At 40.5% G+C, this 14,610-nt stretch carries 14 protein-coding genes; 9 read left to right on the top strand and 5 right to left on the bottom strand.

All coding sequences use genetic code 11. The annotated features are described in order from the left end of the window. Positions 1-11: 11 nt before the first annotated feature. Positions 12-533, bottom strand: coding sequence for a GspH/FimT family pseudopilin (locus AC3KVK_RS11355; protein ID WP_490312866.1), 522 nt, complete (start codon positions 531-533; stop codon positions 12-14). Positions 534-709: 176 nt separating this feature from the next. Between AC3KVK_RS11355 and glnB the strand changes: the two genes are divergently transcribed. Further along, positions 710-1,048, top strand: coding sequence for a nitrogen regulatory protein P-II (gene glnB / locus AC3KVK_RS11350; protein ID WP_490312865.1), 339 nt, complete (start codon positions 710-712; stop codon positions 1,046-1,048). 38 nt (positions 1,049-1,086) lie between these two features. On the opposite strand, the gene AC3KVK_RS11345 is transcribed toward glnB, so the two are convergent. Continuing rightward, complete coding sequence (locus AC3KVK_RS11345; RefSeq protein ID WP_490312864.1) at positions 1,087-1,839, bottom strand: outer membrane protein assembly factor BamD; 753 nt, start codon at positions 1,837-1,839, stop codon at positions 1,087-1,089. A 124-nt stretch (positions 1,840-1,963) separates the two neighbouring features. On the opposite strand from AC3KVK_RS11345, the gene rluD reads away from it, so the two are divergent. The 3 genes from rluD (at position 1,964) to clpB (ending at position 6,339) form a co-directional block, all read left to right on the top strand. Next, positions 1,964-2,941, top strand: a complete 978-nt coding sequence (rluD, locus tag AC3KVK_RS11340; protein WP_490312863.1) for a 23S rRNA pseudouridine(1911/1915/1917) synthase RluD — start codon at positions 1,964-1,966, stop codon at positions 2,939-2,941. After that, on the top strand, positions 2,931-3,671 hold the full coding sequence (pgeF, locus tag AC3KVK_RS11335; protein WP_490312862.1) for a peptidoglycan editing factor PgeF: 741 nt from the start codon (positions 2,931-2,933) through the stop codon (positions 3,669-3,671). The genes rluD and pgeF overlap by 11 nt, the downstream gene beginning before the upstream one ends. 91 nt (positions 3,672-3,762) lie before the next feature. After that, on the top strand, positions 3,763-6,339 hold the full coding sequence (gene clpB, locus AC3KVK_RS11330) for an ATP-dependent chaperone ClpB (protein WP_490312861.1): 2,577 nt from the start codon (positions 3,763-3,765) through the stop codon (positions 6,337-6,339). A gap of 67 nt (positions 6,340-6,406) precedes the next feature. On the opposite strand, the gene AC3KVK_RS11325 is transcribed toward clpB, so the two are convergent. After that, a complete protein-coding gene (locus tag AC3KVK_RS11325; RefSeq protein WP_490312860.1) occupies positions 6,407-6,826 on the bottom strand; it encodes a DUF4124 domain-containing protein in 420 nt (139 codons plus the stop codon). Between the two features lie 162 nt (positions 6,827-6,988). Between AC3KVK_RS11325 and AC3KVK_RS11320 the strand changes: the two genes are divergently transcribed. The 3 genes from AC3KVK_RS11320 (at position 6,989) to AC3KVK_RS11310 (ending at position 10,318) form a co-directional block, all read left to right on the top strand. Then, the gene (locus AC3KVK_RS11320) at positions 6,989-7,957 is read left to right on the top strand and encodes an NADP-dependent oxidoreductase (RefSeq protein WP_490312859.1); all 969 of its coding nucleotides are present in this window, start codon (positions 6,989-6,991) and stop codon (positions 7,955-7,957) included. A gap of 70 nt (positions 7,958-8,027) precedes the next feature. Then, positions 8,028-9,602 carry a glutamate--cysteine ligase gene (gshA, locus tag AC3KVK_RS11315; RefSeq protein ID WP_490312858.1) on the top strand — a complete coding sequence of 525 codons (1,575 nt, stop codon included), beginning with the start codon at positions 8,028-8,030 and terminating at the stop codon, positions 9,600-9,602. Positions 9,603-9,709: 107 nt separating this feature from the next. Beyond that, positions 9,710-10,318, top strand: a complete 609-nt coding sequence (locus AC3KVK_RS11310; RefSeq protein ID WP_490312857.1) for a transglycosylase SLT domain-containing protein — start codon at positions 9,710-9,712, stop codon at positions 10,316-10,318. Positions 10,319-10,415: 97 nt separating this feature from the next. On the opposite strand, the gene AC3KVK_RS11305 is transcribed toward AC3KVK_RS11310, so the two are convergent. After that, positions 10,416-11,684, bottom strand: a complete 1,269-nt coding sequence (locus AC3KVK_RS11305) for an HlyC/CorC family transporter (RefSeq protein ID WP_490312856.1) — start codon at positions 11,682-11,684, stop codon at positions 10,416-10,418. Positions 11,685-11,746: 62 nt separating this feature from the next. Continuing rightward, positions 11,747-12,553 carry a cytochrome C assembly family protein gene (locus AC3KVK_RS11300; RefSeq protein WP_490312855.1) on the bottom strand — a complete coding sequence of 269 codons (807 nt, stop codon included), beginning with the start codon at positions 12,551-12,553 and terminating at the stop codon, positions 11,747-11,749. Between the two features lie 195 nt (positions 12,554-12,748). On the opposite strand from AC3KVK_RS11300, the gene ffh reads away from it, so the two are divergent. Together ffh and rpsP are read left to right on the top strand one after the other, a co-directional pair. Beyond that, positions 12,749-14,122, top strand: a complete 1,374-nt coding sequence (gene ffh, locus AC3KVK_RS11295) for a signal recognition particle protein (RefSeq protein ID WP_490312854.1) — start codon at positions 12,749-12,751, stop codon at positions 14,120-14,122. A gap of 236 nt (positions 14,123-14,358) precedes the next feature. Beyond that, positions 14,359-14,607 carry a 30S ribosomal protein S16 gene (gene rpsP / locus AC3KVK_RS11290; protein ID WP_009838798.1) on the top strand — a complete coding sequence of 83 codons (249 nt, stop codon included), beginning with the start codon at positions 14,359-14,361 and terminating at the stop codon, positions 14,605-14,607. Positions 14,608-14,610 lie beyond the last annotated feature (3 nt).

The raw sequence follows: 14,610 nt of genomic DNA, 5'->3' as shown, positions 1-14,610 counted from the left end.
TAGTTGATTTTTTAAGATGCGCAAGAAACTGAACTGCGGCCGGCATTCCACGTTTTACCAGAAGCTGTTATTTCAAATACGGCATTATTGTCAGCTTTGCCATTTGGGCAGTAAACAAAAGTATGCGCACTCGATACCCGCCCTTGTCCGTTATAACTTATCGCACCAGACCCTGAAGTGTGAAGAAACTTATCAGTGCTATGTAACTTATCCATAGTGCGGAGTATTTGCTCTGCAGCATCTCTTTTTCCGTCATTATTACTATCGACAAATACGACAACCTGATGGCTTATCCAATCAGAGTCGCAAGTATTGCTAGTATTTAGTGGACAAACAATCACAATTTCGTCTACAGATGAAGCCTTTGCACGGGCGAATTTCAGATTTTTAGTAAATTCAGTGACGAAACTCTGTGCTCGGTCCCCTTCTAGCATTGAGCCAAAGTTCATCATTGCAATACTGCCAATAATCCCCATGATCACTATTCCAACCATAAGTTCTAAAAGAGTAAAACCTCTATTTTTTAACTGCATAATGAGTCTCCTTTTTAGCTTAGTATAACGCTTATTTTTCGTGCTGCTAAGCCTTATTTCATCGGCCTTTTTACTTATTTTTTACTTTTGATTTAACCTGGTGATAAAACAGTGTTTGCGACAGTCGACCCGATTGTCTAAAATCAACCCACTTTGCGATTTAACAGGCATATAAAATGAAAAAAATTGAAGCCATCATTAAACCTTTTAAACTGGATGATGTGCGCGAGGCACTATCTGAAATTGAAATCACAGGTATGACTGTGTGTGAGGTTAAAGGGTTTGGGCGCCAAAAAGGCCATACTGAATTGTATCGTGGTGCTGAGTATATGGTTGACTTTCTTCCAAAAGTGAAGCTAGATATTGTACTCGCTGATGAAGATGTTGATCGTGCTATTGATGTGATTCTTAAAACTGCGCAAACAGGGAAAATAGGCGACGGCAAAATTTTTGTTACTGACATTGAACGAGTTGTTCGGATCCGAACGGGTGAAGAAGATGAAGCGGCTATCTAACCGTTTGTTGAAATAAAAAAGGCGCTTTCGCGCCTTTTTTATTTTGCATTAGTTTGCAATATTTGTTTCGAATGCTTACTTAAGTCAGTTAATCCTAACTTATCGTAACTTTTAATCATTATCTCAAGTGCTTCTTTAACATAACTACTTTGAGAATAGTTCTCGACGACATATTTACCGCGATTAGCAGCGGCTAAATAGGCTTGGCGTTCAAAATAATAGGTGGCAACTTTTATTTCATAGCGAGCCATTTTATTTAATAGCCAAACAAGGCGTTTTTTACCTTCTTCGGCATATGGGCTGCTAGGGTACTGCTTGACCAGTGTACTTAAATCCTTAAATGCTTCACGGGTTTTAATTGGATCGCGGTCCGCTCTATCAACCCCAAAGTATTCTTGAAATGCATTTTCATCCGCTTTGATATTGGTTAAACCACGCATGTAATACATGTAATCGAGATCTTTATGATTAGGATTGAGGCGAATAAAACGGTCGATTGTCGCAAGAGCGTTATCAGTGTTGTTGGATTGGTAATTGGCATACACGAGATCCATCTGCACTTGTTTAGACATGGGCCCAAATGGGTAGCGAGAGTCAATCGCACTGAGCAGTTCAATAGCGCGAATATATAGGCCTGAATCGAGGGTTTGTTTTGCATCAGCATATAGGGCTTGCGCTGATTTATTAGGAACACGTTCAATTTCTTCTTGTTCTGGTTTTGACGAACATGCACTGAGCACTAGCAAGATTAAAGCGGTGCCAAATACACGTTTTCCTTTTATATTTATCATTAATTAACTACCTTCGTTGTCTTGAGCTAGGCCAAGTCGGTAAAACCGAGTAAACTATACCTAATTAAGCGATTCTACCCCAGTCAGCATTAGCTTGCACTGGTAAATTAGGTAAACATGTTAAATGTCTGAGCAAATTTCTTTATCTGCCGAAGTCCCACTAGAACTTGGTGGCAAACGTCTAGACCAAATTCTGGCCGAATTGTTCCCTGAATATTCTCGTTCACGTATAAAAACGTGGATTTTAGATGATATGGTACAAATAAACGGCGAAATTAAAAATATTCCCAAAGAGAAACTGTTTGGTGAAGAGCAAGTCGTAATCAGTGCCACTATTGAAGTTCAAAGAGAGTATGAAGCACAAAATATTGAACTGGATATTGTGTATGAAGATGATGATATTCTGGTGATTAACAAGCCTGAAGGGTTGGTCGTACATCCTGGTGCGGGTAACCCTGATGGTACAGTGTTAAATGCACTTTTACACCATTGCCCCGATATTGCCAATGTGCCACGAGCGGGCATTGTTCATCGTCTTGATAAAGATACGACCGGACTAATGGTGGTAGCTAAAACGATTCCAGCGCAAACAAAACTTGTAGCGAATTTACAAGCTCGTCGTAATTTTACTCGTGAATATGAAGCAATTTGTACGGGGACAATGACAGCCGGTGGCATGATTGATAAACCAATTGGTCGCCATGCTACAAAACGCACTCATATGGATGTAACTCCGACTGGAAAGCCTGCAGTGACGCATTTTCGTGTCGCTGAAAAATTTCGCGCTCACACTCGGCTGCGTTTACGCTTAGAGACTGGTCGAACTCATCAGATTCGTGTACATATGTCCTATTTGACTCATCCGTTAGTCGGTGATCAGTCTTATAATGGCCGTCCTCGCCCGCCTAAAAAGGCGACACCAGAGTTGTTTGATTGTTTACAAAAATTTCGCCGTCAAGCGCTCCATGCCGTGATGTTAACGATTGAGCATCCGATCACAGGTGAAGTGATGACATGGCATGCGCCTATTCCAGCTGATATGCAATATTTGACTGAAATGTTGCGTGCTGATACGCAATTACATGGCAGTGATGAGTTCTAATTTATTGTTTTTAAAGTGGCCTGCACCAAAGCAGGTCAAAGCGCTAAGTACAATCCGCTCCGGAGGCTTTTCTAAACCTCCATTTGATAGTTTCAACTTAGGGTTTCATGTCGGTGATCATCAGCAAAATGTGAAAAAAAACCGAGCGCTACTTACTCAATCCCTCCCGCAAGCACCTAAATGGTTAGAGCAAGTTCACAGTGCTTACATAGTGACTCTCGATGAGGCAAACTACTTAACCTACAACACCTCTCAAGCAGATGGCTTTTATACCCGCTTATATAACGTCCCTTTAGCAATCATGACAGCAGATTGCTTACCTATTTTTTTAGCTGATAAACAAGGAACGCAAATAGCCATACTCCACGGAGGCTGGCGAGGCCTTGCTCAGGGGATTATTGAAAACGCAATAGCATTATTCAGCGGTAACCGAACTGATGTCATTGCTTATTTAGGTCCGGCGATCGGCCCTGCTGTATTTGAAGTTGGGAGCGATGTTGTTGACTCCTTTGTGGGTTGTGAATTTGAGCAATGTTTTACGAAACAAGCAAACGGACAGTTTTTGGCTGATATTTTTGCTATAGCTACAGCACAACTCAATGCGCTACAGATCGAACATATTTTTACCGAAAACGTCTGCACTTACTTAGATTCAAAACGTTTTTTTTCCTACCGACGAGAGGGGCAAACAGGGCGCTTAGCTCATGTGATTTGGCTTGAAAAATCGTGATTTAAATCAAATAAAATACCTTATCTACTTGAACATTTTCGAGGTTGCACCCATTACATAGTGAGTTGATATGTTTTGAAGGTAATCCCTGATGCGTTTAGATAGACTCACGAGCAAATTTCAAGCGGCCTTGTCAGATGCACAATCGTTAGCACTCGGTCGTGATCATCAATTTATTGAACCCGTACATTTAATGTATGCTTTGTTACAGCAAACAGGCTCAAGTGTGCGGGCACTGCTTGCTCAAGCAGGTGTCAGTACCACCGAAATGAATAGTAAAGTATCGCAAGCGATTGAAAAACTATTTAAAGTCGAAGGGATTGGTGGGGATGTTCAGTTATCTCCCAATATGGCAAACCTACTAAACTTATGTGATAAATATGCGCAAAAACGTAAAGATAAGTTCATTTCAAGTGAGATATTTATCCTCGCAGCCTGTGAAGATAAAGGTCCTTTAGGTGAAATATTTAAATCTTTTGGTTTGAATGCCTCTAAGGTTGAAACCGCGATTCAAGCCATTCGCGGTGGGCAAAAAGTCGATGATCCAAATGCAGAAGATTCTCGTCAAGCCCTTGAAAAGTACACCGTTGATTTAACCGAAAGAGCTGAGCTCGGTAAACTTGACCCGGTAATCGGTCGAGATGATGAAATCCGCCGTACCATACAAGTTTTGCAACGCAGAACAAAAAATAACCCTGTATTAATTGGTGAGCCGGGTGTAGGGAAAACGGCTATTGCAGAAGGGCTCGCACAACGAATTATTAATGGCGAAGTACCTGAAGGACTTAAAGATAAACGTGTGTTGTCTTTAGATTTAGGCGCATTGGTTGCAGGAGCCAAATATCGAGGCGAGTTTGAAGAGCGACTTAAAGCTGTACTCAATGAGTTAGCCAAAGAAGAAGGCCGAGTTATTTTATTTATTGATGAAATCCATACCATAGTTGGAGCCGGAAAAAGTGATGGTGCGATGGATGCGGGTAATATGCTTAAGCCAGCTTTATCCCGTGGCGAGCTGCACTGTGTCGGTGCGACGACACTAGATGAATACCGTCAATATATTGAAAAAGATGCGGCGCTTGAACGACGCTTTCAAAAAGTGCTTGTTGAGCAACCTAACGTTGAAGATACCATTGCGATTTTACGTGGCTTAAAAGAGCGATATGAATTACATCACAGTGTTGAAATCACCGATCCGGCAATAGTAGCAGCAGCGACCTTGTCACATAGGTATATCAGTGATCGTCAATTACCTGATAAAGCCATTGATTTAATAGATGAAGCGGGTTCATCGCTACGATTGCAAATAGATTCTAAACCAGAGGTGCTCGATAAACTTGAGCGTAAAATCATTCAGCTCAAGCTTGAGGATAACGCGTTATCAAAAGAAAAAGACGAAGCGAGTCAGCAACGATTACATGATATAAAACAGCAAATTCAGACTTTAGATAAACAATACAATGAATTAGATGAAGTGTGGTCTGCAGAAAAGGCGTCACTGCAAGGTACACAAGTGATTAAAACTGAGCTAGAACAAGCGCGTTTAGATTTGGATGTTGCGCGCCGAGCCAGTGATTTACAACGAATGTCAGAGTTACAGTATGGCCGTATCCCTGAGCTTGAGCGCAAACTCGATTTAGCATCGCAAGTCGAAATGCAAGATATGCGTTTATTGAGAAATAAAGTCGGTGAAAACGAAATTGCAGAAATTTTATCGCGCTGGACAGGGATCCCTGTCACTAAAATGCTGCAAGGCGAACGCAGCAAGCTGTTACAAATGGAAGATAATTTACATACAAAAGTGATCGGCCAACATGAGGCGGTCACCGCAGTTGCCAATGCGATTCGGCGCTCACGAGCAGGGCTTGCTGATCCGAATCGACCGATTGGTTCATTTTTGTTTTTAGGTCCAACAGGGGTGGGTAAAACTGAGCTAACAAAAGCGTTAGCCACGTTTATGTTTGACACAGAAGATGCCATGGTACGCATTGATATGTCTGAATTTATGGAAAAACACTCTGTGGCACGCTTAGTTGGGGCTCCTCCAGGATATGTCGGATATGAAGAGGGCGGGTATTTAACTGAAGCCGTTCGTCGCAAGCCATATAGTGTAATTTTACTTGATGAAGTCGAAAAAGCGCATCCAGATGTGTTTAACATTTTATTGCAAGTATTAGATGATGGCCGACTTACTGACGGTCAAGGCCGTACGGTCGATTTTAAAAATACAGTGATAATCATGACATCGAACCTTGGTTCAGACGTCATTCAAGAGCACGCTATTAATAGTGATTATGATCGCTTAAAAGCCATGTTAATGGATGTTTTAGCAACACAATTTAGACCAGAGTTCATCAACCGTATCGATGACACCGTTGTTTTCCATCCGCTATCGGGAGATGATATCAAGCACATTGCAGATATTCAGTTGGCTAAGCTCAAGCAACGCCTTCAGGTACGAGGTTATCAATTATTGTTAACTGATGAAGCAATGAGCCAACTTGCAGCCGCAGGGTTTGACCCAGTATTTGGCGCAAGGCCACTCAAGCGTGCAATTCAGCAGTATATTGAAAATCCGTTAGCGCAAAAGTTGTTAGAAGGCGATTTTACAATGGGGAGTGAATTTCATATAGATGTCAAAGAGGGGGAGTTTGACATTACTGTTAAGTAAACATGACAATGATCAAAAAAGGCTAAGTGAATCTCTTAGCCTTTTTTGTTGGTACCTATTTGGTGATTTACAAGGTTGCTTGGCAATATATTTTTACTTTTTTTTCAGCTAGCTGTTGGTGTAAGGCTTTATCGGCTTCGCTTAATAAGGTTTCGTTTCCTTGCTCATCAATGAGTTTAATTTCATCAAACTCAGCTAATACTCGTAAGTTTTCTTGTGATTTTTTACAGTTATCTAGAGTTTGCTTGTCTAAATCAGTTAAGAGTGACGGGGCTTGTTCTTTGGTTGGTAAAACGGCTTTCACGATTGCAGAAGGGGGAGGCTCTCGGATATCCATAGTCGTATAGTCAATACCTTTGGGCATCATCTGCGAGTAGTGCATGACACCATTGGCGTCTTGCCACGTATAAATGGTTCTGGTTTTAGCTTCGCAGGTTTGCAGATAGCCGATGCAAATTAAAAAACCAAATGCAAATTGTTTGATCATAAAGCCAGTCCTAGCCCTGTGAGAGGATTACTGCTTAAGTTTAAAGCAAAAAACGAATGAGTGAATGATTTTTAGTGAAAATAACCATATCAATCGACAAAATTTTTCAGCCAACGCATAATCTAGGTCATCCAGACTATCTATCAATAGAGAAATGATTCAGTGCTTGAACAAATAGCGACTCAAAATAAAGCCATTGTTATAAAACAGTTTGGCGATGCGACCCACCTTAAACAATCCTGTTTACCTGTGATAGCACCTAATGACAATCAAGTACTTATTAAAGTCCATAATGCGGCGATAAATCCTATTGATGTTAAAACACGCGCTGGTATTGGTTTTGCTGCAGCACAGAATAAAGATAATTTACCTATTGGGCTCGGGTATGACGTATGTGGAAAAATCGAAGCGATTGGGAGCGCGGTGAGCGAATTCTCTATCGGTGAAATGGTGATAGGGATGGTGGGTTTTCCACTGAACCCAGGTTGCTACCAAGAATATCGTCTGGCAAGCAGTTGTGAGATTATTTCAGTGCAATCAGTGCAAGATTTTTCCTCTTTGTCAGGTCTATGTTTATCTGGCTTGACCGCTTTGCAAGGGCTGATGCTTTTAACTAAAAAACTCAAAGCTGGGGATCGTGTTTATATTAATGCGGCAGGCGGCGGCGTCGGACACTTAGCGGTACAAATTGCGCAAAATTTAGGGTTTGAAGTCACAGCGGTAGTCAGCACTCCTATCAATAACTTTATTAGTCGCTTCGTCGCTGATGTGGTGAGCTATGATGAATTTATAAATAAGAATAACGCGCACGCATTATTTGATGTCGCGGGAGGCGAGCGAGGCTTAAAATGTATTGCAGCTTTGAACACAGGGTGTCAGGTAGTGACCGTGCCAACAGTGACAGCACAAGAGTGTATCAATTTAGCAAACAGCATGAAAATCGATTGCCAAGGCATGTTAGTATCATCTAATACAGCAGATCTAATGCAGTTATTAGTTTGGTATCAAGAAGGTCGATTAAAATTACAGATAGATAGCCAGTTTACTATCAATGATACTGCTCAGGCCCATGCAAGAGTGGAAAGTGGATTAACGCAAGGTAAAGTGATGTTGGTCAATTCCAATTATTAGCTTGAGAATTACAAACGCGCCCCCATAGTTAACTGACAATTAGAAAAGCGTGATGCTTTGAGGATCAATTTTGACGAATCAGCAATTTAAATCTACATTGCAGGCGCTTAGTTTGCCTGCAAATCGTTCGGCCATTGTTGGCATTAAGCGCGGTATTGAACGAGAAACCCTCAGGATCACCGAGCAAGGCCGTTTATCAGCAAAACCTCATGCAGCAGCATTAGGTAGTCCATTGACACATCCTTCGATTACCACTGACTTTTCTGAAGCATTACTCGAGTTTATTACTCCTGCGCAAACCAATGCCGAGTTAACAATTAAGCAGTTAGAAGATATTCATAAGTTTACTTTAGCTCAAATTGGTGACGAAATTTTATGGCCAATCAGCATGCCTTGTTTTATCAAACATCAAGATGACATTGCCCTTGCTCAGTATGGCACTTCAAATACAGCTAAAATGAAAACGCTTTATCGTGAAGGCTTGAAGAATCGTTACGGGAGCATGATGCAAGCTATTGCAGGCGTGCACTTTAATATTTCATTTCCTGAATCATTTTGGAAAATTTTACAGGAAATTCAAAACGACACCCAGTCAAAGCAAGCATTTATATCTGATTCATATTTAGGTGTGATCAGAAACTTTAAGCGAAATTTGTGGTTAATTAGTTATTTATTTGGTGCTTCTCCGGCTTTATGTAGTTCTTTTTTACAAGGACGTGACACAAAACTAGCTTTTGAGTCATTTGGTAAAGGTAGCCTTTATTTACCGTATGGTACTGCATTACGTTTAGGTGATTTAGGCTATACGAATAGCGCGCAATCGGCGTTGAATGTGACTTATAATAATTTAGACCAATATATAAGTGGCTTAAAAAGTGCCATTACGACTGAATCTGCACTTTATCGTAATATTGGTACTTATCCCGATGGACGATTAAAACAGCTTAATCATAATATTTTACAGATTGAGAACGAGTTTTATTCACCAATTCGACCGAAAAGAAATACCCACCCGGGTGAAAAACCGACCGAAGCATTAGCGCGTGGAGGGATTGAATATATAGAAGTACGAGCCTTAGACGTGAACCCATTTTCACCAGTTGGTATTAACCTAGAGCAAGTTTATTTCCTTGATGTCTTTTTAACTTATTGTGCGTTGATGCCTTCTCCTGAGATGTCCGCGCAACAACAACAAGAAACTCAAGAAAATTTAAAAGCAGTTGTAAATGAAGGGCGCGATCTTGAGCTTTGTTTAGTCGAAGATGGGCAGTCTATTTCGCTGCAGCAATGGGGGCAAACAGTATTTACCGACTTGCTTGCGGTCGCACACTATTTAGATGCCGCACATAATGAAACGCATTATGTGGCGGTGATTGAATCTCTACAAAAAACCATCGCTGATCCCGAACAAACCTACTCTGGCAAATATATGCAACAGGTGCTCAATTCTGGGTTAGATAACGGGCATTATGCCTTTGAGCTTGCCAAGCAATACAAATCTTATTTTGCACAGTCTGATTATAGTGTTTATTCAGAGGCGGAGTTTGAGCAAATGGCAAAAATTTCTGATCAACAACGTAATCAAATAGAGCAAAGCGATACGCTCGACTTTACGGAATTTTTGGCAAATTATTTCAAGGCATAAAAAAACGCAGCTCAGAGAGCTGCGTAAAGGGATTCTTCAGGGATGAAAACAACGCTAATTAAAGCATTCATAAACTCTGACTACCGGTTTTTTAAAAAGTTCATAAAATGAAGAAAAAAATTTTAATTATTTCGTTAGCCAGTTTACTGAGTGCTTGTGCGACAGCACCGCCAGAAAACCCTCATGATATCTGTGATATTTTTACCGAAAAAAGAGATTGGTATTATGCGGCAAAAGATTCACAAGAAAAATGGGGGGCGCCAAAGCATGTTTTAATGAGTATGATGTTTCAAGAAAGTTCATTTAAGCATGATGCACAACCACCCATGGAATATTTTTTAGGTTTTATTCCAATTGGGCGAGCTAGCTCAGCTTATGGTTATTCGCAAGCCAAAACACCCACCTGGCAAGATTATGTTCGCGAATCCGGTAACAGTGGGGCTGACCGAGATGATTTTGATGATGCTGTCGATTTCATGGGGTGGTTTGTTTATAAAACCCATAAAGTTAATGGTATCTCAAAGTGGGATGCATATGCTCAATACCTCAATTACCACGAGGGATGGGGTGGGTATAAAAGAGGCTCATATAAATCAAAAAAATGGTTAATGAATACATCTCATAAAGTGAAGCGTCGAGCTAGTCAGTATTCAGCGCAATTGAAAAAGTGTGAAGCAGAACTAGAAAAGGGCTGGTTTATGAGGTTATTTACATAATAAAGTGATGCTGCCACGATATATTACGAGCCGTATTTTCACGGCCGAAATAAAAAAGCTTCCTAAGGGAAGCTTTTTTATTTCGTTACGAGTGAGATTAATCTGTCTTATGATCAGGAAGCACTCGCGCTGTTTTTATCATGTTCTCTTTGACTTCCACAATTTCAATTGGGTATCCCGCAATACGTAACCCAACATTAGCTTGAGGTATTTCTTCCAAAAACTCCACAATTAATCCGCTAAATGTTTTGGGACCATCAATTGGAAACTCCCAATTCATTTCCTTATTGATATCACGAATATTCGCACCACCATCCACTAAATAGGTGCCATCAGGTTGCAAATGAACCTCTTCACTGACCGAGCGAGCCATGGTTGTTGTAAAGTCGCCAACCACTTCTTCAAGAATATCTTCTAAAGTCACTAAGCCCTGGATATCGCCATACTCATCGACGACTAAGCCGATACGTTCTTTGCTCTGTTGAAATTTCAGTAATTGCGTATTTAATGAAGTACCTTCAGGGATATAATAAATTTCACGAACTGCTCGTAACAACGTTGCTTTGGTAAATTGCTCTTTTGTTAATAAGCGTAACGCATCGCGGGCGTGGATAAATCCAACGGCATCATCAATTTGATCACGATAAAGTAACACGCGGGTATGCTGAGCGTGAGTCAACTGTTTCATGATTGATTTCCACTCATCATTGATATCAATTGCAATAATTTCATTCCTAGGGATCATGACGTCTTCAACCGTCACCTGCTCAAGGTCTAAAATAGACATCAACATATTTTGATGGTGCTCAGGAATTAAGGAACCTGATTCATATACAACAGTACGAAGTTCTTCTGTACTTAAGCTGTGCTCTTCAATATCTTTGTGGCTGATTCCAAATAGCTTTAGTAGCCCGTTAGTGATTAAATTAATAACAACTACAAGCGGATATAATATTTTTAATAACCATTTAAGGATAATTGAACTGGGAAAGGCAATTTTTTCTGGATAGATAGCAGCCAGTGTTTTTGGCGTCACTTCCGCAAAGATAAGGATAATAAATGTTAAGGCGAATGTTGCTATCGCAATACCTACATCGCCGTATAAGCGCATACCGATAATGGTTGCAACGGCCGATGCAGCAATATTCACCAAATTATTACCGATTAAGATTAAACCGATAAGACGATCGGGGCGTTTAAGTAAGGCGCTGACACGCAACGCACCTTTATGATTTTCTTTCTCAAGATGTTTTAATCGATAACGATTAAGGGACATCATGCCAGTTTCAGAACTTGAAAAGTAACCTGAAATAAGCACCAAGATTGTTAAGATAATAAATAAGGTACTGGTAGATATGTCGTCCAACTAAAATTTTCCTTCAACGATTAGGGATGGTTATTAAGGCTTAGCTTAATGCTCGAGTCAAGTTAAAACTGAGTGAGAAGAATTTCTTTGACAAAACGACTGCCAAAATATGCGAGAGTCAGTATGGTTGAGGCACTGATAATGGTGATAACAGTCCCTTTCCCACGCCACCCTTTAAAGTGGTGACCAAAGACCACGGTTGTAAAGATGATCCAAGCAATTAAAGACAAAGTCGTCTTATGGATAAATGCTTTTGCAAACATATTTTCAGAAAAGACAAAACCAGAGATTAAAGCGAAAGTTAATAAGGCTGTCCCGACCGTTACTAACTGATATAACTGTTTTTCAACCAGCATTAGCGGTGGAAGGTGGCTATAAACAATGGAGAGATCTTTTTGTTTCAGTCTTTTATTTATAAAATAAAACTGAACTGCGTACAGGGTGGCAATGATTAATACACAATAAGCTAAAAATGAGAGCGATACATGGGTGACTAATCCAACATTAATATCAATTGTTTGCAATACAATGTGATGAGGGATAAATAAACTAACCACGAGTAAAATGGCGGCAAAGCCATAAACGACTGGAAGCAACAGTGTCGCAGGAAAACGCAATGAAACGGTGGTCACAGAAACCACAATCATCCAGCAAATGAGCAACGCAACATTAGTAAAACTGAGATCTTGACCACTTTCAGTAAAAACTGAATTCACCAACAGTGTCATGTGCGCCAGTATCGCGACAGTACTCAGTAGAATGGTTTTCTTCTGGCTAGGACCTTCTTTATGAAACAATCGTCCCATAACGTGAATGCTGGCTAAACTGTAAAATATAAACGCGATAAAAGTTAAACTAAGTAATAACATGCTAAATCGTTTCAGGACACCAAAGCGTGCCACAGAGTCAAATTGTATCCTTATTGTATTTTAAGCGGGCCCACTTGCATAGTGTATATCGTTAATTGTTAAAGATTATCTCTTTATCTTCTATCGTGGATGTTTTCTAATTGTGATTCTTAGGTATAATCGCCTTAATTTTGTAGCATTAGCGGATAAGTTTGCATGTTTGAAAACTTACAGGAACGTTTAGGTAAAACCCTAAAGAATATTAGTGGCCGAGGTCGCTTAACTGAAGAGAATATTAAAGACACGTTGCGTGAAGTGCGCATGGCATTGCTTGAAGCTGATGTAGCGTTACCCGTAGTTCGTGATTTTGTTAAGGTAGTAAAAGAACGCGCTGTTGGTGCTGAAGTAACCAAAAGCCTAAGCCCCGGTCAGGTATTCGTCAAAATTGTTCGCCAAGAATTAGAAAAGGCGATGGGTGAAGCAAATGAAGAGCTAAACCTTAATGCTCAGCCTCCTGCAGTCATCATGATGGCAGGTTTACAAGGTGCTGGTAAAACAACCAGTGTTGCAAAACTAGCGAAATTTTTAACAGAACGTAAGAAAAAGTCAGTCTTGGTTGTCAGTGCCGATGTGTATCGCCCAGCGGCGATTAAACAGCTTGAAACGCTTGCGACAGAAGTAAAGGTGGACTTTTTCCCAAGCGACATTTCTCAAAAGCCAGTTGATATTGCAAACGCTGCAATCGATCATGCTAAACGCAAATTCATCGATGTAGTAATTCTCGATACCGCAGGTCGACTTCATGTTGATAGCGATATGATGGATGAAATTAAAGCCCTTCATCAAGCGGTAAAACCGATTGAAACACTATTCGTTGTTGACTCGATGACAGGGCAAGATGCTGCCAATACTGCCAAAGCATTTGATGAGGCTCTGCCTCTTACTGGCGTGATCTTAACTAAAACGGATGGCGATGCGCGAGGGGGAGCTGCATTATCTATTCGTCACATTACAGGCAAACCTATCAAGTTTATGGGGGTAGGCGAGCGTACCGATGCACTTGAGCCATTTCATCCCGATCGTATTGCCTCACGAATTTTAGGCATGGGCGATGTACTTTCATTAATCGAAGAAGTCGAAATGAAAGTTGATAAGGAACAAGCAACCAAGGTTGCTAATAAGGTGCTTAAAGGCGATGGCTTTACCCTAGAAGATTTTGCTGAACAATTAAAGCAAATGAAAAATATGGGCGGCATGATGTCGATGCTTGATAAATTACCGGGCTTGGCTAACTTGCCAGATTCGGTTAAAGATCAAATGGGTGATAAATCATTTGTACAAATGGAAGCAATAATTAGCTCAATGACCGTGAAAGAACGAATTCGTCCTGAAATCATTAAAGGCTCGCGCAAAAAACGTATCGCGGCAGGTTCAGGGACTCAAGTTCAAGACGTCAATAAGCTACTTAAACAGTTTACGCAAATGCAAAAAATGATGAAGAAAATGAAAGGCAAAGGCGGCATGATGAAAATGATGCGCGGAATGAAAAACATGATGCCTCCAGGCATGATGGGCGGCCCGAAATTTTAAAATAATTCATTTAAAAACAAAAAAGAGGCTAAAAGCCTCTTTTTTGAGTCTAGTAATAAATATTACTCTGTGAGTAAACTGTATATAAAACAGTACCTCGTTCAAATTTCGCAATAAAAATTGTCATAAAACGCAGTTCTTACTTGCATTAATAGTAAAAATTCGTACAATTCTCCAGCTCTCCGAATAGGAGAGTTTAATATTAATGAAAACAGTCAATCTATTTAGAGGACGGTATGGTAACTATTCGTTTGCAACGTGGTGGCGCTAAAAAGCGTCCTTTCTATCAAATTGTGGTTGCGGATAGCCGTTTCTCGCGTGACGGTCGCTTCATCGAGAAAGTAGGTTTCTTTAATCCAATTGCTCAAGGTCAAGAAGAGAAAATTCGTGTTGATCTTACTCGTGTTGAACACTGGGTAGGTCAAGGTGCATCTCTTACAGATCGCGTAGCTAAAATTGTTAAAGACGCTCGTAAAGCGGCTTAATAG

The organism is Pseudoalteromonas sp. J2K-J979 (assembly GCF_058169715.2).
The sequence above is the reverse complement of the archived record's forward strand: the minus strand, read 5'-3'. Positions and strand labels throughout refer to the sequence as shown.